Consider the following 22,761-nt stretch of genomic DNA (forward strand, 5'->3'; position numbering starts at 1 on the left):
GATATGTAGTACGCCAGTGTTAGTGGCGAATATTTCATGAATTTTATACCCCGAAGTTTTGATTTGCAATCAATATGAGACAACAAATATTGGATTAAATGTTCAGCAGCTCGCGAATCTCGTCTTCGGTCATGGCGGAGAGGCTCTCTTCGCCCGGCTGGATGACCTCCGCGATGAGGTCGCGTTTGCGCTGCTGCAGCTCGACCATCTTTTCCTCGATGGTCCCTTCCGCGACGAGCTTGATCACCTGCACGACGTTTTTTTGCCCGATCCGGTGCGCCCGGTCCGCCGCCTGCTGCTCGACCGCGGGATTCCACCACAGGTCGTACAGAATGACCGTATCGGCGCCGGTCAGGTTCAATCCCGTGCCGCCCGCGCGCAGGGAGATCAGGAAGATGTCGTTCTCGCCCTCGTTAAACCTGCGGCACAGCTCTACGCGCTCAGCCGCCGGCGTCTGGCCGTCCAGATAGAACCAGGGCAAGCCGCGCAGCGACAGCTCTTCGCGAATGATGGCGAGCATGGACGTAAACTGCGAAAACAGCAGGATTCGCTTGCCCGCATCCAGCGCGTCCCCGACGATCTCGAGCAGCTGGTCGAGCTTGCCGGAGCTGCCGTCGTAGCCTTCGACGAACAGCGCGGGATGGCAGCACAGCTGCCGAAGCCGCGTGAGCCCGGCCAGAATGCGCATGCGGCTTTTCTGGAAGCCGTCGTGCTCGAGCTGCTGCAGCGTCTCGGTCTGCAGCTTGGAGAGATACGCGACATACAGCTTTTTCTGGTCGTCGGTCAGCTCCGAGTGCTGCAGCGTCTCGATCTTGTCCGGCAGCTCCTTCAGCACGTCGCGCTTCATCCGACGCAGCAGGAAAGGGCGCACGCGCTTCGCCACGAGCTCGCGGGAGAGCGAGGCGAATTCGCGCCGGCTGCCGAACAGGTCGGGGAAAACGGCGTCGTACAGCGACCACAGCTCGTCGAGCGAATTCTCGATCGGCGTGCCCGTGAGCGCGAAGCGAATGCCCGCTTGGATACGGCCCACAGCCTGCGCGGTCTGGGTCGCATGGTTCTTGATCGCCTGCGCTTCGTCCAGGAAGAGGCAGTAGAACTTGAGCTCCCCGTACAGCTCCATATCGCGGCGCAGCAGCGGATAGGAGGTGATCACGACGTCGGCGTCCTCCATGCCGGATAGCGTGTCGGCGCGTTCCTGCTTGTCGCCGGCGGCCATGCGGACCCGAAGGCCGGGCGCGAAGCGGGAGAGCTCGTGCTTCCAGTTGAAGATGAGCGAAGCCGGCGACACGATCAGCGCGGGGCGTCCGGAGGCGCGGATCTCCTCTACGACCGATGCGATGAAGGCGATGCCCTGGAGCGTCTTGCCGAGGCCCATGTCGTCCGCGAGCACGCCGCCGAACCGGTAGTGCGCGAGCGTGCGCATCCACTGGTAGCCGAATTTCTGATAGTCGCGGAGCGTTGCCGTAAGGCTGTCGGGGATCGGGAAATCGAGATTGTCCGGATTGCGCATATTGTCCAGCAGCTCGCGCAGCGCCCGCGTGAGCCTGACGCTGCCGCCGCGAACGTCCGCATCCATGAGCGGCAGGCCGCGTACGGCTGCGAGATCGAGCCGGGCGCCCTTGATCTCGGCCTTGCGGATGCCCATCTCGTCCATGAGCCGGGAGATCTCGGTATAACTGGCGTCCTCCAGCGATAGCAGGCCGCCGCCGGACAGGCGGTAATAAGGCTTCTTTTCGACCAGGTTGCGCAGGATGTCCCGGATCTCGTCGTCCTCGATGCCCTCGACGTCAAAGCGCACCTCGAGCCAGGAGGCATGCGCGTCGTAGTCGATCGTCATGCGCGGCGCAGGGGGCAGATCCTGGATGAGCCGCCTCATCGGCGCCGTCGCGTTGACCTGGACGAGCCGCTCGAGCTCCGGCAGCAGCCGATACTGGAACCGATAGATGAGGTCTTCTTCCTCCAGATACAGCTCGCTGCCGTTGTACTTGAACGAAGCGCGCTCGATCAAGGCCATGATCCGGTGCTCGGTATCGACGTCGCGAACGAGAATGGCGTCAGTGTCGATGGCATCGCGCCGCAGCGGGCTGTCCGCCTGCAGGGCGTTGATCTCCTTGTCGCCGTAGCGGTAAGTGAGCCGGGCGAGCAGCCTGCCGTTCAGCCAGTCGAGATCGAGCCGCGCCGCGAGCGGCGGGCTGACGATGCGGTCCGCGATCGGCTGCGCGATGTCGACCCGCCCGATCCGCTTGAGGGAGGGGACGACGCGATCCAGAAAAGACTCCATCTGGGCAGGCGCGATCAGCGCTTGCTTGGCCGGCTTGTAGGCGAACATCCGCTTGAGCTCCTCCAGCCGCCGGATCGTCGCATCGCCCGTGCGGTGGAGCGTTCCGTCCGCGAGCACGCAGCCGTAATTTTCGAGGATGACGAGCTTCTCGAGACCCCGGATGTCCAGCCGGTAGCCTTCGAGATCTTCGGCGCTGTCCAGCTCAAAGACGAGGGGGAGCGGCTCCTCGGTCACGGTGACGGTGTCGGCCGTTCGCATGCCGTACTCGAAGCGGACGTTCGCTTGCGCGAACAGCGGCAGCAGGTCCTCCCAGGCGAGCGGCGGCAGGATGAGCAGCCGGTCCATCGACAGGGCCATGCCGCCGGGAGCGGCGCGGAAGGCGTCGCGGTACGCGGCCTCGCTGCGCGCGACGACGATAAGCTTGTCGACGATCGCGCGGTCCTCGGGCTTGAAGATGTGAACGGCGGGATCGTAGATGAAATGCTTGGCGAACACGCAAGATTGCCCGAGCTCGATTCGTTCGAGGAACTCCTTGAGCTTGGGCACGACGTAAAGACGCTTCGGGCCGACCTTCATTTCGACGGCGAGCAGCGGAGAGCGGGTGTTCTCGGTGACGGCTTTGCAGATGAACTCGACGTCGAGCGGGACGATCTCCCCGGCCTCGGCCCCGTTATCTTCGATCGCCTCGGACGCCCCGGAGGGACCGTCGAACAACGAGATCAACCCTTTTGTGAAAAGCAGGTCGCGGGTCGGGATCAGCGCTTCGCGCTTGACCGAGGGCATCGCGGGAAAAGGACGCTCCTCCGGCTCTGGCGCCCGCTCTTCGTGCAGCTGGATCAGCGCGGCCGCGATATGCTCGCAATAATATTGCGAATGCGCGGCCGAGCAATCGCACCTTGCGTCTACGATGCCGGAGTCGCCCAGGTCGATGCGCACGCTTCGGCGCCCTTCGGCTCCCCATACGTAAGCGTCGTACCGGCGTTCGTCCTTCTGCTCGTCGGCCGCCAATGCCTTGCCCGCTTTATCGAGCTTCATGCCGCGCTCGTACGCGGTTTGCCCGCACAGCAGCTTGATCTGCTGGAGGGACGGATGATAAATCATGCGTGAGCTTCCTTCCCCGCGGCAGCGCGCGCGAATGGTAATATTTCATTATACCACAGCCCTGAACGCTTTTAGACGGCGCCCCAGCTTCCTCAACATGCTATACTGAAAAGAAAGCGCTTTAAGGTGCCTGGATGTAGGGAGACGCGCAGGGGACGGCCTTGCAAGTCGATTCGCTTCGTAAGTGGTCAGCCGCGTTAACGATCGAGCGTATAAAAATTAAGCCTTATCGATCATCAGCTTTATTAATACTCAGCTTCATTAATATTCAGCCTTGTTAATAGTTAACCTGAAGGAGCATCTTACATGAACCGGGATGGATATACGTTGACCAGGCCGGCGGCGCGCTGGGAGGAAGGCCTGCTGTGCGGCAACGGCACGATCGGGGCGATCGTGATGGGGGAGGCCGCATCGGAGCGAATCGTTTTGTCGCACGAGCGGCTGTTTATCCCCTTCAACCAAGAACCGAACCGATCGCGATGGCTCCGCGTCTGCCGATTATCCGCGAGCTCATCGCGGCGGGGCGCGAGGCCGAGGCCGCCGAGAAGAAGGCCTGCGGCTGAGAGGCGGCTTCAGCTTGGATATGAGCTGGCGGGAAGGCGCCGTCGAAGCTTGCGCCGTGCACAATCCTTTGGACAGGCCGTGTCGGATCGTTCAGTCAGGGACGTAATCGGAGTGGGATCGCTTTCAAACTTCATTTGCAACGAGCATAAGCCCTCGCGCCGTAGGTGGCGGAGGGCTTTTTGCATTTGGCCCGACAGTGCCAGGACAGCGCCGGAATCGCAGAGGACTGGACAGAATCAGGCCTTTTCTCTGAGGCCCACGATATGAACGAGCTGCGGCGTCGACACGACCTTGATCACATGATGCGCCTTGTCGTACTCGACGCTGCCGGAGCCCGCGCTCGCCGTCTTCTCCGCGCCCAATACGTAGAAGAGGTCGTCGGCCAGCGTGCGGATGCACACGTCTTTTTCCGCCTGAGTCAGGTCCGCCCAATCTTGCGCCTCCATCTCGAACGTATCGTAGCAGTCCGGGATGGTCGCCAGCGCCTCGGACAGCTCATCCAAAATCTCATCGTAGGGTCTTGTATATCGAATGGCCACGTTCGCACACTTCCTTTCGTTATGTCCACATTATAGCTTATTTTTTCCACGCGCGAAGCGTGCGGCAGGCATGATTCGGGCGGCGGCTGGCAATTGCATGCACCGCTTTATTTGAAGGCGGCAAAGGACTATAATGATGAAGTTGATTTGGTCGGCTTTTACTTGCAGTTTACATTTTGTCGGCATTTTTGGCCTGCGATTTATATTAATTAGAGGGACGGTCTTGTGTTTATGATGGCATGGCAGCGGGTACGGTTTTGGCTCACGAAGCCGTTTGTGTTGTTTTCCCTCCTGATGATTCTGAAAATGTACCTGGCCGGGTACGTCATCTTCGAGGGCTGGCGGCTGTGGCCGCCGCTCGCGACGGGCCTGCCGTCCGTGTGGGTCGTCTTCTGCCTGATCGAACTGCTCGCGCCCAGGCGCAAGCTCGGCTTGTATCTGACCGCGAACGGCGTTCTGACATCGGTCTATTTTGCAGTGATTATGTATTATAAGTATTTCGGCGTCATCGTCACCTACCATGCGCTTCAGCAGGTGAACCAGGTCACGGAGGTCAAGGGGAGCGTCTTCTCGTTGCTCCATCCTTATTTCTTGCTCATCTACACCGACTTCGTCGTGCTGCTGCTCCTGCTGTGTCTGAGCAAGTCGTTCCGCGCATGGGGGCGCGGGCTCAAGATTCGCGAGCGGCGCAGCGTGCTGTCCGTCATCGGCGTGCTGTCGCTGGCGGCTTGCATTTTCACCGTCTGGCCTTACCGGCATAGCATGAACGAGGTCGTGCAGGCGGAAAAGATGGGCATCATCAACTACGAGGTCTACGCGGCGTTCGCGCCCTCCAAAGACGAGCAGGTCGACGTCTCGGGCATCACGCAGGCACAGATCGACCAGATCAAGGGCTATGAGCCGCCGGCCGGCACACCGCTCTATTGGGGCAAGGCAAGCGGCAAAAACGTGCTCGTCGTCCAGATGGAGGCGCTGCAGAACTTCCTCATCGGCAAGTCCGTGGACGGCCAGGTCATTACGCCCAATCTGAACGCGCTCGTCGGCGAGAGCCTCTACTTCGACCGTTTCTATCAGCAGGTCGGCCAGGGCAACACGGCGGACGCCGAGTTCGTCGTGAACACGTCGATGTTCGTGCCGAGCCACGGTGCGGCTTCGCAGGAATACGCGGACAGAGAGCTGCCCAGCATGCCGCGTTTGTTCGGCGCGAACGGATACGATACCGCGACGTTCCATACGAACGACGCCGTGTTCTGGAACCGCACCGAGTTGTACCCGGCGCTCGGCTGGCAGACGTATTACGATAAAAAGCTGTTCGGCGACGAGGACACGGTCATGTTCGGCGCTTCGGACGAAGTGCTGTACGCCAAGTCCACGGCAAAGCTGGCGGAGATGGCAGCGAGCGGCCAGCCGTTCTATGCGCAGCTGATCTCCATGTCCGGCCACCATCCGTACAAGATTCCGTCGCGCAAGTACAAGATGGAGCTGCCGGATCGTTTCAAGGGCACGCTTGTCGGCGATTACATCCGCGCCCAGAACTATGCGGACTACGCGCTCGGCGAGCTGATCGCCGATCTGAAGGCGCGCGGGCTGTGGGACGACACGACGGTCGTGCTGTACGGCGACCATCAGGGCCTGCCCATCTACTCGCTGACGTCCGGCGAGAAGAAGCTCATGAAGGAGCTGCTCGGCCGCGACTACGCGCTGACCGATATGCTCAATATCCCGCTGCTGATCAAGCTGCCGGCAGGAGCGGCCGAGCATCGCACGATCGGCACGCTTGGCGGTCAATCGGATATTTTTCCGACGATTGCGAACCTCGCCGGCCTGTCGATGGCCGATCATCTTCATTTTGGCCAAGATTTGCTCAATTCAACCGGCAACATGCTGCCGGAACGCTATTATTTGCCGACGGGCTCCTATATCGACGACAGCGGGATGTTCATCTCCGGCACGGGCTTCGAGGACGGGCGTACGCTCGGCTTCAAGGACGGCGGAGAGACGACGGGCGGCAACAGCCGCACGAACTATGACAACGCGATGAAGCTGCTCAGCATGTCCGACGGGTACGTGCGTTCCCTGCCGGAGCGCAAGTAGCGGATCGGGGGAGGGTGTCGATTATGAAAAAAAATATAAAGGCGTATGCCAAGCGATTCGCGCCGCTGCTCGCGATGCTGGTATTCCCGGTGCTCGGGATGATGTATGCGGCGGTGAACCAGGTGGACGGCCGCGTGTGGAATCTCGTGACGCCGCTCGACCGGGCCGTTCCTTTTATCAAGTGGTTTGCACTGCCGTATTCGGTTTGGATCGTATTTATCTACGTGTGCCTGCTTTACTTTTTCGTGAAGGACGTACGGACGTTCTACCGCGGGGTCATTACTTATACGGTGTGCGCGCTCCTTTGTTATTTGGTCTACAGCGTTTTTCAGACGACCGTGCCACGGCCGCAGCTCAGCGGCAACGACCCGTTCACACGGCTGGTGGCATACATTTATCATCGCGATCAGCCTTTCAACTGCTTCCCGAGTATCCATTGCTTCTCCAGTTACATGGTTTTCCGCATTCTCGCCAGCAGCACCTTCAAGACCCGCCGCAGCCTGACGCTAATCGGCATCGGCTCGGGGCTGATCATCCTGTCGACGCAGTTCATCAAGCAGCACGTATTGCTCGATCTGGTCGCCGCGATTATGCTCGTCGAGCTCGTGCTGCCGACGGTCGTGTTGGCCGAGCGCTGGTTCGCCAGAGACGTATCGGTAGCCAAGCGGACGACCAAACAAACGGCCAAGCGCTCGTACTACAGTTCCTGATGATGAATATGAAAAAGCTGCAACTCCCGTCCTCGCGACGGAGTTGCAGCTTTTTTTTGCATAGGTGCGGTATATTGCCTACCGAGCGAGTAGCTCGCAGTAATATCGCGTAATCTGCTCCCGGGTCAGACCCATGCTTTCGCGCATATGGATGATGCCGGCAGGATGCAGGGAGCTGAGCAGGATATGCGCTTTGGCGGTGGCACGCTCCCATGCGGCGTCGTTCGCATTGCCCGTCTGCACCGTTGCCCCGCTCGAGTCATAGTCAGGATCCAGTTCTGCGTACATGCCGGTCAGCTTATCCCAGACCAGGCGGTACATCGGCGAGCGAAAGTAGGCGGACTCGTCCTCGCAGTCATGGACGGTGTGAATCGGCAGCAGAAGCTGAAATTTTTCATCGATGAACTGAATAATGTATTGAAGCACGCCGCCGATCCGCTCGGAGGCAGGCCGGTCCTTGTTCGTCAGCAGAAACGCCTCCAGCTGCTTCACCGTATCCATGCCGACCTGCTCGGCGATCGCGGCGCACAGATCGCCCTTGTGGGCGTAACAGCGGTAGAGCGTGCCTTGGCCGACGCCTGCGGTTTTGGCGATCTGATGCATGCTGACCGTCTGGACGCCCTGCTCCGCGAACAGCTTCTTCGCGGCCTGCAGGATGAGGCGGCAATTCTCGGCGGCGTCGCTGCGTTTGCGCGGCTTGATCATCGAGGGACGCTCCTTCCAGATTGAATAGAACTTCGCGTTGACAAACGGACAATTGTCCGGTAACATGGCATTGAAAAGCGGACAGATGTCCGCTTAAAGAAGCCGTCGTCCTTTATAGCCTTAAGTGAGTCTATTGTAACGTTGAAGCCTCTCGGCGGTCAACGGCGCGATAGGTCCAGAGAGAGGCGCAGGGGCAAGCGGCTACTCTAAAGGGAGAGTGGAGCGCTACAATGCAAGCCAATGCTGCATCGACAGGTCAGCCGACATCCATCCGGGATGTATTCGCGCCGCTGATCGCCATCATCGTCGGCATATTTATGGTCATCCTGGACGGGACGGCCGTGAACGTCGCCCTGCCTCAGCTGATGGTCGAATTCAAACAGAACAGCCTGTCTCTTGTCCAATGGACGGTCACCGGCTACGCGTTGGCCCAGGCCGCCGTTATCCCGCTTGCGGGCTGGCTGTCGGATCGCTTCGGCGCCAAGCGGGTGTTCCTGATCGCGATCGGCCTGTTCACGATCGGTTCGCTTCTGTGCGCGTTGTCCAATTCGGTCGAGATGCTCATCGCATTCCGCATTCTTCAAGGTCTCGGCGGGGGCGTCGTCAGCCCGATCGCCATGGCCTTTATCTACAGACTGTCGCCTCCCGGCAAGGTCGGCCAGGTCATGGGCATGCTCGGTATCCCGATCCTGCTCGCGCCTGCGCTCGGCCCGGTTATCGCCGGCTGGCTCGTCGACTACGCAAGCTGGGAATGGATCTTCCTGCTGAACCTGCCGATCGGCATCATCGGCATCTTTCTCGGCATTCGCACGCTGCCCAAGATGGATCGCCAGTCCGTCGCTTCGCTCGACATGCTCGGGATTATCCTTGCGCCGATCGCTTTCGCCGCGCTTGTCTACGGCGTATCCGAAGGCGGCAAGACGGTCGCGACGGGCAACAACTGGACGGCGCCTTCTACGTTGGCGGGTATCGGCATCGGCGTGGTAGCGCTCATCCTGTTCATCATCGTAGAGCTCAAGCGCCGCGATCCGCTGCTCGAGCTGCGCGTATTCCGCTCCAGCACGTTTACACGCGGCATCATCGTCCAATGGGTATCGCAGATCGCCTTGTTCGGCACGATGTTCCTCGTCCCGCTGTTCCTGCAGCAGGCTAAGGGATATACGGCTTTCGAGACCGGCTTGATCATGATTCCGCAGGCGCTCGCTTCGGCGATCATGATGCCGATCGGCGGCAAGCTGAGCGACAAGTTCGGCGCCCGCCCGCTCGTGCTCGCCGGCATGATCGTTACTACGGCGTCCGCCTTCTTGCTGTCCGGCATCTCCGCCGAAGCCGGCGTGAGCGCGATTATCCTGCCACTGGCGCTGCTTGGCGCAGGAATGGGACTGTTCATGATGCCGCTCAACACGTACCTGATTCAATCCGCTCCGCAAAATCTCGTCGGCCGCGTGACTTCGCTCACGAACGCCGCGCAGCAGGTCATGATGTCGTTCGCGGTTGCGGGACTTACGACGCTGTCCGCGTCGCGGATGAAGGATATTATGACCGATAAGCAGCTGCAGGCGCCTGACCTGCATACGTACTCGGATGCGTTCGGCTTCACGTTCCTCGTGCTGACCGGCGTAGCCGTCGTCGGCCTGGTGCTCGGCGTGCTGCTCTCCAAACCTAAGAATCCGCTGCCCGAAGGGAAAGCCGGAGCCGAAATGCACATGATCGTCGGCTAACGAGTGTCTGTCTGCGTTCGCGCGGACAGCTTCCTGCCTAATTGGACGACCCCCGCAGGGTACCTGCGGGGGTCTAATTTTTATTGCTATGCAATTGAACCGACAATACAAGCGAAACCGCGCAATTTTTCCTGTAAATCACATGCACGAAAGCAACGAAAGCCCTGCCTCTCAGTCGTTCTTGCGGCTCCAATGACCGCGCCAGTCTTGAATTCGTGTCCTTCCAGCAGCCTTGGTAAAAAGGATTGATGTGTGGGAACGGGAGGGGATCGACCCCTATTGAGAGGAAAAATAGGAGGGTTAACACTTGTCTAATATATTATAATACATGAAGGCAATGCATATTGTCAATGTCGAAACGCCAGGCCGGGGATTGACCGCGAAAGACAGATTCGTTAGAATAACAATGTGAACACGTGTTTACAACCCCGGAATCGCGTTCCAAAAAGGGTGGCTATACATGAAGAAAACAGAAATCAACTCGGTCGAGATCGCCAGGCTCGCCGGCGTGTCCCGAAGCACGGTCAGCCGCGTCATCAACAATTACGCCAACGTGCCGTCCGAGACGCGCAGGAAGGTCATGGAGGTCATCGACGCCTACCATTACGTGCCGAACCTGTCGGCGCAGGTGCTTGCAGGCAAAGGCACCCGGACAATCGGCCTGTTCGTTATCGAAGCCGGCCGCGTCTCGGGAGACATGCTGACCAACCTGCTGCTCGCGAGCGTCGTCGAGCATGCGTCTTCGCGAGGGTACTACGTGCTGACCTATATTATCCGCAACACGTCGGACGCGGACAACGTGCGGGGCGTCAAGGACGCTTTTTATCAGCGGCGCGTGGACGGGGGCATCTTCATCGGCGCTTCCAACGAGGAGCCATTCATCGAGGAGCTGATCGCGGAGGGCTTCACGATCGGCATCGTGGACCAGCACTTGCCGGGCAAGAACGAAGGCAACCGGATCGTCGCCAACTTCGACAATGCCCACGGCATGAGCCTGGCAGTGGACTACCTCAGCGAGCTCGGGCATCGCGACATCGGCATCGTGAACGGCGACATGAACCGCTATTCCGGCGTCGACAAGTACAACGGCTTCCTTGCCGCCATGCGCAAGCATGGCTTGGAGGTACATGAGCCTTGGGTACGGCCGGGATCTTTTCATGAAGAGGCGGGCTACCAGGCGGTCCGCAAGCTGCTGGAAGAAGAGAAGCGGCTGCCTACGGCCATGATCATGGCCAACGACAGCGTGGCTTTCGGCGCGATCCGCGCCTTTCAGGAGGCGGGCATGTCGGTGCCGGCGGATATGTCCGTCATCGGTTTCGACGATCATGCGCTGAGCGCAAGGTACCGGCCGGCCCTGACGACGGTGGCGATCGATTTCGGCGAGATGATGAGCAGTCTGACGGATTACGTAATCGGTCATATTGAGGGGGCCGACGGAACGGCGATTCGTTACATGTCCAGATCCAAGCTCATCCGGCGGGAGTCCTGCCGTCCGATTGCGCAATAAGTACAGACAGCAAGCGGCCGACATTAAGCGACAGAGGAGAGGTTAAATGTGAAGAAGAACTTGCCGGGCAACAAAACGATAACGCAAATCGGACTGGTCGTCCGCGATATCGAGAAAACCTCGCAAGCCTACGCCGAATTTTTCGGTATCGACAAGCCGTCCTGGTTCTGGACGGACGCGCCGGAGATCGCGCGCACCGAGTACGGCGGACAGCCTTCCCAGGCGCGGGCGAAGCTGGCGTTTTTCGACATGGGCTCCCTGCAGCTCGAGCTGATCGAACCGGATGAACACCCGAGCACCTGGCGCGAGTCGCTCGAACGGGACGGCGAGGGATTTCACCATATCGCTTTCGTTATCGAAGGGATGCAAGAAAAAATCGAACTGCTCGGCCGCCATGGCCACAAGCTGCTGCAAAAGGGCGAATATACCGGCGGGCGCTATGCCTATATGGATACGTCGTCCGAGCTGAAGCTGCTGGTCGAGCTGCTGGAGAACGACCGATGAATCTGCTAATAACCGGTGCTGCACGAGGCCTCGGATATGAGCTGGCCAAGATCGCGGCCGCCCGTGGCCACGCGGTAGTCGCTTGCGTGCGGGACGCAGGCCGCTCCGCCGACGGGCTTGCGCAGCTCGCTGAGCGCTATCCGGGCCTGGTGCGCATCGAGGCGCTCGACGTAGCGGACGAGTCGCAGGCGCAGGCGCTCGCCGCGAAGCTGCGGGACGAGGGCTTCGTCCTGGACGCGCTCGTGAACAACGCAGGTATTCTGCTGGGCCGTGGCGGCGGAATCGCTTCGCTCGAGCTGGACGACCTGAAGCGCACGTTCGAGGTGAATCTCTACGGTCCTTTGATCGTAGCCAAGCATTTGACGCCCCTCATGCGGGAGAGCTTGTCGGGCGCGGAGATCGTCGTGCACATCGCCTCGGACGCAGGCAGCTTCGCGGGCGCGTACGGCGGAGATTATCCGTACGCGCTGTCCAAAATGGCGCTGTCGATGTTCACGAAGCAGCTCAACGAAGAGCTGAAGCCAAGGGGGATCCGGGCGCTCGCCGTGCATCCGGGATGGATACGCACGGACATGGGCGGACAATCGGCGCCGCTGTCCCCGTCGGAGAGCGCGCTCGGCATTATCGATCTGATCGAGGGCACGACCGTGGTGCCGGCCGAGACCTGGTTCGTCGATTATACGGGCAAGGCGATGCCGATTTGACAACAGGATATAATCGCAGCATAAAGGACGCGTTTTTTCGGTGGTCGGCTACCGGAGAAGCGCGTTTTTTTAGATATGCATGCGGGTGAGAGGTCTGGCCGGCCGATCCGGAACGGTTATTCTGAAACGGCTTGGTCAAAGGCGGCGTATAGAAAAAAGACGCGTCGCGAACGGGTGAGTCAGAAGAGAAGGAGGCCGCCAGCGTGAATTGAACGGATGTTCGAATGGGGAGTGATCGTATTCTGGTTTTTGAGGCGGAAGTGGCAGGCGAACATTGATAGAACGCATAGTTTGACATTTGACCAATCGTTCGATAGGATGGCAAAAGAAGCGTGTTGCTGCGGCGCTGCATGAGTGACGGCAGGCTGCGACCGACAGTTAAAGAGATCAAAGGAGCGGAGTGCATGAGGAGCATCATCGGGTTTTCGTTGAAAAACAAATTCGCCGTCTGGATGATTACCATTATCGTCCTGGTGGCCGGTTTGTATTCAGGTCTGAACATGAAGCAGGAGAGCCTGCCCAACCTGTCGTTTCCGTATTTGAGCGTCACGACAGTCATGCCTGGCGCTGCCCCGCAGGGCGTCATCGAGCAAGTGACGGAGCCGCTGGAGCAGCGTCTGCAAAACGTCGAAAACGTTAAAAACGTTACGTCCACGTCGATGTCGAACGTATCCAACATTACGCTGGAATTCGACTTCGGCCAAAATATGGACAGAGCGATGAGCGACGTCCGCGAAGCGATCGCGGCGACGACGCTGCCGGAAGGCGCACAGACGCCGACCATTTCCAAGTTTTCGATCAATACGTTCCCAGTCATGTCGCTCAGTGCGTCGGGCGAAGGCAGTCTGGAGGACCTGACCAAGATCGTGAGCGATGTGGTGCAGCCCGCTCTTGAGGACATCTCGGGCGTAGCGTCCGTCCAGATCTCGGGTCAATCGGTCAAAGAGGTCAAGCTGGCCTTCGACCAAGCCAAGCTCGCGCAATACGGCCTGACTGAAGCGTCGGTCGAGCAAATGATCCAAGCGAATGCCGTCGAAGTGCCGCTCGGCATCTTTACGATGGGCAAAACGGAAAAGTCGATCCTGGTTGACGGCGGTGTCGTGACGCTGGACGACCTGAAAAACCTGGCGATCCCGGCGGTACCCGCTTCGGCTGGCGCAGGCGCAACCGGCGCAGGACAAGGCGGTCAGGGCGGTGCGGCTGCGGGCGGCACAGGCGCTAACGGCGCTGCAGGCACGGCTAATGGGGCCGGCGGCGCAGCGACGGGTATTCCGACCGTCAAGCTGAGCGAGCTTGCCAACGTGGAGCTCGTGTCCCAATCCGAGTCTATATCCCGCACCAACGGCAAGGACTCGATCGGGATCCAGATCGTCAAGTCGAACGACGCCAACACGGTGGATGTCGTTAATGCCGTCAAGGACAAGGCCGAGCAAATCAAGGCCGACCATCCGGAATTGTCGCTGACGACGCTGCTCGACCAAGGCAAGCCGATCGAGAAGTCGGTCGAGACGATGCTGAGCAAGGCGCTGTTCGGCGCGCTGTTCGCGGTCATCATCATCCTGCTGTTCCTGCGCAATATCCGCACGACGCTGATCTCCATCTTGTCGATCCCGCTGTCGCTCATTATCGGCGTGCTGCTGCTCAAGCAGTTCGACATCACGCTTAACATCATGACGCTGGGCGCGATGACCGTCGCGATCGGCCGGGTCGTAGACGATTCCATTGTCGTTATCGAAAACATATACAGACGGATGTCGCTTACGGGGGAGAAACTGAGAGGCAAGGAGCTCGTGCTGGAGGCGACGCGCGAGATGTTTATGCCGATTATGTCGTCGACCATCGTTACGATTGCGGTATTCCTGCCGCTCGGCACGGTCAGCGGGATGGTCGGACAGTTGTTCCTGCCCTTCGCGCTAACGATCGTATTCGCTCTGCTCGCTTCGCTGCTCGTGGCGATCACGGTCGTGCCGATGCTGGCGCACACTTTGTTCAAGAACGGCGTGAAGCCAGGCAAGGGACATGATCATGAAGACAAGCCGGGCAAGATGGCGCTGGGCTACCGCCGGATTCTGTCGGCTGCGCTGCGCCACAAGGTAATCACGGTCGTTATCTCGCTCGTTATCCTCGTTGCAAGCTTGTTCCTGATCCCGGTCATCGGCGCGAGCTTCCTCCCGGCGGAGGAAGAGAAGTATACGATGATCACTTACTCTCCGGAACCGGGCGCGTTGCTGTCCGACGTCGAGGCTCGCGCGCTCAAGGTCGAAGAGGCGCTGCTCAAGGATTCGGATATTACGAATATGCAGTACTCGATCGGAGGCAGCAATCCGCTGTCGCCGGGCCCTTCCAAGGGCGGTCTGTTCTACCTGCAATTCAAGAACGAAACAAAGCATTTTGCGGACAAAAAGGAAAAGATGATAACCGATCTGCAGGCGCTCGTGCCGGAAGGAACCTGGTCCGAGATGGACTTCTCCGGCGGCGTCGGCGGCAGCACGTTCAGCATGAGCATCTACGGCGACGACCTGACGGCCGTCGGCACGGCCGCTAACCAGGTGGCCGAACTCATGAAGCAGGACAGCAACTTCAAGAAAGTCGATACGAGCTTGTCCAAGACGTACGAGCAGTACACGCTCGCGGCGAATCAGCAGAAGCTGAGCCAATACGGCCTGACGGCGGGCCAAGTCGCGATGGCGCTTATGCCGCAGCAGCAATCCCAGGCGCTGGCCCGGATCCAGGAGGACGGCAAGAAGTACGACGTCTTCGTGGAAAAGGAAACCGCGACTTACGGCGGCATCGAGGATATCGGCAACGTCAAGCTGCAGTCTCCGCTCGGCATCCAGGTGCCGATCAAGGATGTAGTGGACGTTAAGGAAGGCACGGCGCCGAACTCGATCGCCCGGGAGAACGGACGCCTGGTCGCAACGGTCAGCGCCGAGATTACGGCGTCCAACGTCGCCAAGGTATCGTCCGACCTGCAAGACAAAGTAGACGAGCTGAAGCTGCCTAAAGGCGTAGAGGTCAGTTACGGCGGCGTCACGGAGCAAATCAACGAGACGTTCACGCAGCTCGGCCTGGCTATGGCCGCGGCGATCGCGATCGTTTATCTGGTACTCGTCCTGACGTTCGGCGGCGGTCTGGCGCCGTTCGCTATCATGTTCTCGCTGCCGTTTGCGATCATCGGCGGTCTGGTCGCCCTCTGGCTGACCGGGGAGACGCTCAGCGTATCCGCGCTGATGGGTGCGCTCATGCTGATCGGCATCGTCGTCACCAACGCGATCGTCTTGATCGACCGGGTCATTCATAAGGAAAACGAAGGCCTCTCCACGAGGGAAGCTATCCTGGAAGCGGCGGGCACGCGTCTGCGTCCGATCCTCATGACCGCGCTCGCCACAATCGGCGCGCTGCTGCCGCTGGCGTTCGGCTTCGAGAGCGCGGGCATCATCTCCAAGGGACTCGGGGTCACCGTCATCGGCGGTCTGGTCAGCTCCACGCTGCTCACGCTGCTAATCGTGCCGATTGCCTACGAGACGCTGATGAAGCTGCGCGCGAAGCTGAGTCGCAAGTCCAAGGCCAGCAGCTTCTAAGCAAGCTTCTTCCGCTAGGGAGGATCAGACATGAGTGCCCGCAAGCTTCAGATTATAGAAGCGGCCATGCGCTGCTTCGCGCGGAAGGGATTCCACGCGACGTCCATTCAGGAGATCGTCGACGAGCTCGGGATGGCGAAAGGTTCGATTTACTTTTACTTCAAGGGCAAGGAAGAGCTGCTGCTGGCCGTCATCTGGCACTTCGTCGAACGGATGATGGCCGAGCTCGCCGTGCTGCCGGACGAACGGCAGCTCGGTCCGCGCGAGCAGTTCAGGCGGCAGCTCATTCGACATTTCGAGTATTTTCAGAACAACTGGGAATTCCTCATGATGCTTATGCAGGAGCCGCAGGTCAATATCGGGCAGGAGCAAAAATCCAAGCTGCTGCACGAGCTGCGCGATCGGCTGCTGATGTGGAAGCGTCAGTACATCGTTGCGATCTATGGCGAGACTGCGGCTGCATACGGCCGGGACGGCGCGCACCTGCTCAGCGGCATGCTGAACGAGATCATGCATACCTGCCTGCTGGAAAAGCGGAATATAAAAGGCGATCGGCTCGGGGACTATCTGCTTGACCGGCTCGACGACGTGATGGCCGGATTTGCCGGACGCGGCGCAACGCCGCTTATGGACGACGAGGGGAAGAAGCGCGGACTGGACGGCGAGTACGTCGCTGCGCTGCGCGAGTTCGTTCGCATCGTAGATCAAAGCGGCCCGGACGAGCTTGAACCCGAACGGCGCTCCGATTTGCTCGAGGCGGCCGGCAGGCTGATCGAGGAGATCGGCCAGCCGATCCCGGACCGGATTATCGCGCGCAGTTTATACGCCTATCTAAAGGCGCTTTGTCTGCCGGCATGGCTCGCCCGTCTTGAAGCGGCGGGCGCCATGCTCAAGCTCGAACCGTAAAAAAAGCGGCCTGCCGCCCTCGTCATCCCCCGGGATGATCAGGCGCGGCAGGCCGCTTTGCAGTGCGGGCGCAGGTTCGCAATTTTGGATCAGGCTCGCAAGTCTGGGATCAGGCTTCGGTCTCGATCGTGAAGTCGGCGTCCAGGCTGTCGCCGGGCGGCACTAGGATGAGACCTTCTTTACGGTTCAACGCTTCGTTAGTCGCGGTCCAAGGCTCGACGCAGACGAAAGGCTTGCCTTCGACGGACCAGAGCACCACGACGCCGAAAACATCGCTGTAGCTCAGCTTGATCTTGCGGCCGGATGGCGACGGAAAAGCAATTTCCGGCGTCTTCGGATCAAGAAGCGCGATCGATTCGACCAGACCGGCGAGATCGATCGTACCTTCGAACGGCTTGACTTGGCCGTCATTGTAATCGAGCGTCTTGGTTGCATCGGAGGTGTAATTGAGCTGCTTGTCGGCCGATATAAAATAAGGATGGAACCCGGCATGGACCGGCATGTCGCGATCGGACAGGTTGTTGTAGGATTGCTCGATATAGAGCTTGCCAGCCTTCAGCCGGTAGGTGAAGTGAAGCTCGAACTCGAAGGGATAAGACGCGAGCGTCTCTTCATTGCTATGTAGCTCGAGCGTCAGCGCAGCTTCGTCTTCGTCCGCGTAGGCGTTCACGACTCCCCAGGCGGAAGTGCGGGCGACGCCGTGGTTGCGCATGCGGTAGGTTTGTCCTTCCCATTCGTAGGCGCCGCCTTGGAGCTGTCCGCAAATGGGGAACAGCACGGGAATCCCGCCCCTAATGTTCGCGGCCGGGTCGATAAACGTATCGCGGTCCAGATAAAGCAGCTCTTCGCCGTTCAGGCGGCAGCCGATGACGATTCCCCCTCGCTGCGGGCATATGGTGACTTGGGAGTCCGTCGCGCTGTCGGTCAGTTCGTAGACGACATATGTATCGGTGCGGTTTGATATTCCGTAGGTTTTCGTTTGAATGTTGTCGCTCATTGAGCAGGCCTCCGATCCCGTGTGCCGCAGCAGTCCTGCATGGCGGCTTTCGGTCCATTATAACAAGTTCGTCCGCCTTATGGTAACCGAATATGACGGCAAATGCGAAGGTTGAACGACATTTTAGACTGTCATTTCCTGGGCAATGGTGTCGGACGCCGGCGGAATGGTCGGACCGTATACCCAATTTGTCGCGAAATGCAACACTTCGTACGCATGAATCGTCTACTTCGGTAGATTCGCCAACAGACAGGAGCGTGTCATCATTCCTAATCCTCATGTATCGACACCGGGAGGTTCGCCAGGAGGGCGTTCCCGGGCGGAGGTTTATGCCAACAAGTCAACGCGGTCGGGTCCAAGCCCGCGCCGCAAGAAAAATAAAGCATGGCGGCGTTTCGTCGCTTTTTTCTGGACGATGGCGTTTCTTGCGCTGTCGTTTGCCGTTTGGTTTTTCGTGACGCCTTCGGGCACTTCGGTTCGCTATCGGATGGCGGACGTCATCATCACCACGCAGCACCGCGAATACGCGAAGTATCTGATCGGCGATGCAGGGCTCAAGGAGCGTGTAGCCGCCTATGCCGAGCAGTTTAAGGACATGGGCGAAGAAAAAGATACCCATGAGATCGCGCTTCCCGCGGACGACGCCCATGAGAACGAGTCATCTGCGACGGAGCCGCTCACGTCCATTGAAGAAGTGGACGGGAAGGGCTTCCATGGCTATCTGCTGACCGTATCGGATCCGACCAAGATCCGGCTCGTGGTGCCGGCGAAGGCGGGCAAAGGCGAGAAGGTGCCGAGTATGGTCAAGCGGACCGGCGCGATTGCGGGCGTCAATGCCGGCGGCTTCGCGGATCCTAACTGGCAGGGCAACGGCTTCCAGCCGATCGGCCTCGTCATTACGCAGGGCAAGATTTATTACAACGGGCTGGACAGCAAGAACGGCAGCACGCAGATCGTAGGGCTGGACAAGAACGGCAAGATGATCGCCGGGCATTATTCGGTCAAGGAGCTGATGGATCTCGGCATCTCCGAGGCGGTCAGCTTCGAGCCCCGGATCATCGTCAACGGCAAAGGGCTGATCAAAAACCACGCGAACGGCTGGGGCATCGCGCCGCGGTCGGTCATGGGCCAGCGGGCTGACGGCAAGATTCTGTTCCTCATCATCGACGGCCGGCAGATCGGCTACAGCATCGGCGCCGACTTGTACGATTGCCAGCAGATCATGCTGGAGCACGGGGCGGTCATCGCGGCTAATCTCGACGGCGGCTCGTCCACCGTGCTGGTCAAGGAGGGCGGCGAGCTTGTAAATAAGCCTTCGTCCAAGGGGGAAGGCGGGAGATACTTGCCGACGGCTTTCCTGGTATTCAACGATCCGGCTTCGGTGGACGTGCCGAACGTCTGGGCCGGCCTGACGCCGCAGGATATCGATCCAAGTAGATGGTAATGGATCGGCGCATACAAGCCTCGTGATGTTGGGGGCGGCTATTGCGCCGGACAGCTTTGAAAGGAAGGCTGCCGAACCGCATCCGCGGCGAAGGCGGCCTTCCTTTTTTCGCGGCGGGATGTCTGCCGATTGGTCTCAATACATCATGGCGCCGAGCGGTCCGTCCTCGTCGATGATGTCCTGGATGGCGTAGACGGAGATCGGGAAGTAGGGAAAGCCCCAGGCGTAAGGGACCAGATCGTAGAGCTGAAAATAAATGACGAGCGCTTTGTCCGCGATGTAGTAATCCTGGTCCGGCGCGATCCCCGGATAGGAGGACAGCAGCGGGAGCTTGCGCGCCTTGATCTGGGCTTCGATGAGCGCATTGAGCTTCTTTTCGTAGTCGGCGCCTTTTTTGAACAAGTCTTTAAGCTTGTATGAACGGCCCGTGTCCGCGTCAAAGGTCAGCGACTTTTGAATCGTATTGCCGTGCGCGCCGCCCGTGAACACATAATTAAGCAGCGATAGGCTGAGGACGCCGCGCTGGTTCGTCTTCAACTCGAACGTGCCGTCCATCTCCTGTACGTCGGGAGACGGATAGCCTTGGGTGGACATCAGCGAAGCTTCTTCCCGCTTGATCGCCTCGTTCATAGTCTTGCGGGCTTCCTCGCCCGTGCCGCCCGTAATGACGGGCGTGCTGAGCTTGAGCGGGGGCTTCGCGGTCCGCTCGATCGAGATCGGAAGCATTAAGGTCTGTACGTTCATTTTCATTCCCCTTTGCCTGCGCTAGGCGATTGTCTTCACAGCTTATGCGCCGGGGGAAGTGGGGGTGCCGGGCACGGATGTTGGAGGCGCGGTCCTTTAGTCAGAAAAGCGCCAACTGCACGGGGTGGCACGGCGAAGCGCCGTCTACGCTCGGGAACGGCGAATCGGTCGTCTCCGGGCGAGAGGGCGAGGCTGTTCGTTCAGCGGAGGGAGCGGCGCCCAATGCATATGCGGCATCGCCCTTAGGCACTTCCAGTGCGCCAATCTCGGATAAGCCGTGGCGCTTCATCTGCGCCGCGATTCGGGCGTAGACCGGCCGCCGGTAGCTGTCCGGGAGACGCGCTGAATGCCAGTAAAGCTTGCCGTAAGCTTCGGCGAGCTCGGGGTAGGCCGTACGCAGCACCGAGAAAAACCAGCTTTTGACCTCCGGCGTGGACAGCCGCAGGAACGACGACATCATATGGCGAACGCCGGCGTCTGCGAGCGCTTGGACGAGCGCCTCGGTGTCGGATTCGCCGTCGGTAAGCAGCGGAAGAATCGGCGCAGCAAAGGCGTGGACGCGAACGCCGGCCTCGTTCAGCGTGCGCGCGCATTCGAGACGCCGCGCGGGTGACGGCGTCGACGGCTCAAACGTGCGCCAGATGCGGGCATCCAGCGTATGGATGCTGATGTTCACCGAGGCGCCGGGCAGCTCGCGCAGCAGATCCAGATCCCGCAGCACGAGCGGCGAGCGGGTGGTCATGCTGACGCCTACGCCGAACTCGGCGAGCGTCTCCAGGCATCCGCGCGTCAGCTTGGTCTTGGCCTCGAGCTGCTGGTAAGGGTCTGTCGCGGTGCCGATCGCGACGTGCGACGGAAGCTTGCCCCGCGCGCGCATGCGCTGCAGCTGGGCGCGCAAGATGGCAGGCGCGTCGTCCTTGTAGAAGATCCGATGCTGGAACGTGTCGTCCGCCGCCTCGCCGAGATAGGCGTGTGTGCTTCGCGCGTAGCAGAAGCTGCACCCGTGTTGGCAGCCGCGATACGGGTTGATCGACCAATCGAAGGGCATCGAGTGGGCGGTCACCGCGTTTAGGATCGTCTTGGCCCGCATGGGCAAATATTGAGTCGGATTCATCCTGGGGACCTCCTCCGAGGAAGTGTTTTAAATGAAAGGAGAACGTTTGTTCCTGTTTTAGGATAACAGAATTCGGGAGAGGAGTAAAGAATGGATGGTTACCAGTTGGTCAGTATGGGGAGTGCGGAGATGCGGATTTTTGAAAAAGAACATATGCGAGCGGAGAGGAGGGTTAATTTGCTTTCGAAGGGAAGCACTTGTGTACGGAGTGGGGTATTCCGATGCAAAGTGCTTTCGAGGGGAAGCACTTGTGAGCGGAGTGAGGTGTCCCGACGCAGCGTGCTTTCGATGGAAAGCACTTGTGATCGGAGTGGGGGGTCCCGACGCAGAGTGCTTTCGAGGAAAAGCACTTGCGGCCAGGAGGCTCGCCAGCCCGCAAAGTGCTTCCGGAAGCAAGCCTCTAAGACGTCTTCTGCCCCGATTGGTCGTCCTTGGCGCGATGTGAGGCGAGTCGAATGATCCATCTGAGCAACGGCGGGACGGCGAAGAAAATAAAAAACGTGCGGAAAAGCTGGTATCCCGCCACGGTCGACAGATCCGCGCCGATCTCGTGGGCGACGATGCCCATTTGGTCCATGCCGCCTGGCGCGAGACTGAGCAAGGCTGTGGGCAGCGATAAAGGATGGATCTTGGTCAGCAGGAAGCTCAAGCCGATCGCGCAGACAAGCAAGCCGACTCCGCTCAGCGCCGCGAGCGTTAACGTCCGCAGCTTACGCTCGAGCTGCGCTGGCTTTAGCAGCAGTCCGACGTACGTCCCGATGGCCAGCTGCGCCGCATCGATGATCGGCGCGGGCAGCGAAGGTCCATGCAGGCCGGCCGCCTGAAGCAGCGCCGCACCGAGCGCGGGAGCGAGCAGGAAAGCGGTCGGGAAACGGACTTTGTTGCCCAAGATTGCAAACAACGTGCACACTGCCGCGTAAATCGGAAGCGCCGGCCATAGTCCGGCCCAATCCGTATGCACGCCAGGGGCCGCAACCGCGCCTGCGGCTTCGCCGGCCTGAAAGCCGAAGATCGGGCTGAAGATCAGCAGCGGGATGCAGATCACGATCAACATCAGTCGCACGACTTGGATAATCGTGACAACGGTCAAGTTAACGCCTTTGGTCTCCTCCGCCAAAATGAGTACCTGCGTGAGCCCACCAGGTATGCTGCCCATCAGCGCGGTGAGATAAGGGATTCCGCCTAGCTTCGCAACGACGGCGGCGAGCGTGGCGCACAGCAGGAGCAGCAGCGCGGTCATCAGCAGCATCGTAGGCAGCTGCGCGCCCATCTCCCGCAGCGCGGCGCCGGTGAGCGACAAGCCGATCGTATACCCGACGGCGATCATGCCTGCATTGCGTACGGGACTCGGCCAGTGATACTTGCCCTTCCAAATCGAGGATCCGATCAATGCGCCGATCATCGGCCCGAGAAGCCAGGGCAGCGGCCAGTTCAATACATGCATCAGGGTACCGCCCGCCAGTGCGGTAATCAGCGCGATGAGCCCCCGCGCCGTTCGGCCGGGGGCAGCAGGTGGGACGTTGGATTTCATACGTTTTCCTTTCT

At 59.9% G+C, this 22,761-nt stretch carries 17 protein-coding genes; 10 read left to right on the forward strand and 7 right to left on the reverse strand.

Features of this window, described 5'->3' with window-relative positions; genetic code table 11:
• Positions 1-94: 94 nt before the first annotated feature.
• Positions 95-3,382: a DEAD/DEAH box helicase gene (locus tag ACFSR7_RS13970; protein ID WP_378162462.1), complete on the reverse strand. Its 3,288-nt coding sequence runs from the start codon at positions 3,380-3,382 to the stop codon at positions 95-97.
• Positions 3,383-3,688: 306 nt separating this feature from the next.
• Here ACFSR7_RS13970 and ACFSR7_RS13975 point away from each other — a divergent pair, with 306 nt between their 5' ends.
• Entirely contained in the window at positions 3,689-4,213 is a 525-nt protein-coding gene (locus ACFSR7_RS13975) for a glycoside hydrolase N-terminal domain-containing protein (protein ID WP_378162464.1), read from the forward strand.
• Here ACFSR7_RS13975 and ACFSR7_RS13980 read toward each other — a convergent pair.
• Positions 4,183-4,485 carry a hypothetical protein gene (locus ACFSR7_RS13980; protein ID WP_378162466.1) on the reverse strand — a complete coding sequence of 101 codons (303 nt, stop codon included), beginning with the start codon at positions 4,483-4,485 and terminating at the stop codon, positions 4,183-4,185. The two genes, ACFSR7_RS13975 and ACFSR7_RS13980, sit on opposite strands and share 31 nt — an antisense overlap.
• A gap of 231 nt (positions 4,486-4,716) precedes the next feature.
• On the opposite strand from ACFSR7_RS13980, the gene ACFSR7_RS13985 reads away from it, so the two are divergent.
• A complete protein-coding gene (locus ACFSR7_RS13985) occupies positions 4,717-6,579 on the forward strand; it encodes an LTA synthase family protein (protein WP_378163048.1) in 1,863 nt (620 codons plus the stop codon).
• Positions 6,580-6,602: 23 nt separating this feature from the next.
• Positions 6,603-7,289 (forward strand): phosphatase PAP2 family protein, encoded by a 687-nt coding sequence (locus tag ACFSR7_RS13990; RefSeq protein WP_378162467.1) that lies wholly within the window; start codon positions 6,603-6,605, stop codon positions 7,287-7,289.
• Positions 7,290-7,367: 78 nt separating this feature from the next.
• On the opposite strand, the gene ACFSR7_RS13995 is transcribed toward ACFSR7_RS13990, so the two are convergent.
• Complete coding sequence (locus tag ACFSR7_RS13995) at positions 7,368-7,994, reverse strand: TetR/AcrR family transcriptional regulator (protein WP_378162469.1); 627 nt, start codon at positions 7,992-7,994, stop codon at positions 7,368-7,370.
• Positions 7,995-8,224: 230 nt separating this feature from the next.
• Here ACFSR7_RS13995 and ACFSR7_RS14000 point away from each other — a divergent pair, with 230 nt between their 5' ends.
• The 6 genes from ACFSR7_RS14000 to ACFSR7_RS14025 all read left to right on the forward strand — a co-directional run bounded on the left by ACFSR7_RS14000 (position 8,225) and on the right by ACFSR7_RS14025 (position 16,917).
• The gene (locus ACFSR7_RS14000; protein WP_378162471.1) at positions 8,225-9,715 is read left to right on the forward strand and encodes a DHA2 family efflux MFS transporter permease subunit; all 1,491 of its coding nucleotides are present in this window, start codon (positions 8,225-8,227) and stop codon (positions 9,713-9,715) included.
• A 460-nt stretch (positions 9,716-10,175) separates the two neighbouring features.
• Entirely contained in the window at positions 10,176-11,222 is a 1,047-nt protein-coding gene (locus ACFSR7_RS14005; RefSeq protein ID WP_378162473.1) for a LacI family DNA-binding transcriptional regulator, read from the forward strand.
• 48 nt (positions 11,223-11,270) lie between these two features.
• Complete coding sequence (locus tag ACFSR7_RS14010; protein WP_378162475.1) at positions 11,271-11,726, forward strand: VOC family protein; 456 nt, start codon at positions 11,271-11,273, stop codon at positions 11,724-11,726.
• The gene (locus tag ACFSR7_RS14015; protein WP_378162477.1) at positions 11,723-12,430 is read left to right on the forward strand and encodes an SDR family oxidoreductase; all 708 of its coding nucleotides are present in this window, start codon (positions 11,723-11,725) and stop codon (positions 12,428-12,430) included. Before ACFSR7_RS14010 ends, ACFSR7_RS14015 begins: the two co-directional genes overlap by 4 nt.
• Before the next feature lie 404 nt (positions 12,431-12,834).
• Positions 12,835-16,011, forward strand: coding sequence for an efflux RND transporter permease subunit (locus ACFSR7_RS14020; protein WP_378162479.1), 3,177 nt, complete (start codon positions 12,835-12,837; stop codon positions 16,009-16,011).
• A gap of 30 nt (positions 16,012-16,041) precedes the next feature.
• Positions 16,042-16,917 (forward strand): TetR/AcrR family transcriptional regulator, encoded by an 876-nt coding sequence (locus tag ACFSR7_RS14025; protein WP_378162481.1) that lies wholly within the window; start codon positions 16,042-16,044, stop codon positions 16,915-16,917.
• 109 nt (positions 16,918-17,026) lie between these two features.
• On the opposite strand, the gene ACFSR7_RS14030 is transcribed toward ACFSR7_RS14025, so the two are convergent.
• On the reverse strand, positions 17,027-17,914 hold the full coding sequence (locus tag ACFSR7_RS14030; RefSeq protein ID WP_378162483.1) for an aldose epimerase family protein: 888 nt from the start codon (positions 17,912-17,914) through the stop codon (positions 17,027-17,029).
• Positions 17,915-18,329: 415 nt separating this feature from the next.
• Between ACFSR7_RS14030 and ACFSR7_RS14035 the strand changes: the two genes are divergently transcribed.
• Positions 18,330-19,358: a phosphodiester glycosidase family protein gene (locus ACFSR7_RS14035; protein ID WP_378162484.1), complete on the forward strand. Its 1,029-nt coding sequence runs from the start codon at positions 18,330-18,332 to the stop codon at positions 19,356-19,358.
• A 135-nt stretch (positions 19,359-19,493) separates the two neighbouring features.
• Here the strand turns inward: ACFSR7_RS14035 and ACFSR7_RS14040 are convergent, their stop codons facing one another.
• The 3 genes from ACFSR7_RS14040 to ACFSR7_RS14050 all read right to left on the reverse strand — a co-directional run bounded on the left by ACFSR7_RS14040 (position 19,494) and on the right by ACFSR7_RS14050 (position 22,747).
• Positions 19,494-20,102 (reverse strand): DUF3298 and DUF4163 domain-containing protein, encoded by a 609-nt coding sequence (locus ACFSR7_RS14040; RefSeq protein ID WP_378162486.1) that lies wholly within the window; start codon positions 20,100-20,102, stop codon positions 19,494-19,496.
• Between the two features lie 100 nt (positions 20,103-20,202).
• Positions 20,203-21,216 carry an SPL family radical SAM protein gene (locus tag ACFSR7_RS14045; RefSeq protein WP_378162488.1) on the reverse strand — a complete coding sequence of 338 codons (1,014 nt, stop codon included), beginning with the start codon at positions 21,214-21,216 and terminating at the stop codon, positions 20,203-20,205.
• A gap of 400 nt (positions 21,217-21,616) precedes the next feature.
• Positions 21,617-22,747 carry an AbrB family transcriptional regulator gene (locus tag ACFSR7_RS14050; protein ID WP_378162490.1) on the reverse strand — a complete coding sequence of 377 codons (1,131 nt, stop codon included), beginning with the start codon at positions 22,745-22,747 and terminating at the stop codon, positions 21,617-21,619.
• Between the last annotated feature and the right edge of the window lie 14 nt (positions 22,748-22,761).

Source organism: Cohnella sp. GCM10020058 (assembly GCF_042683485.1).
GTDB lineage: Bacteria > Bacillota > Bacilli > Paenibacillales > Paenibacillaceae > Cohnella.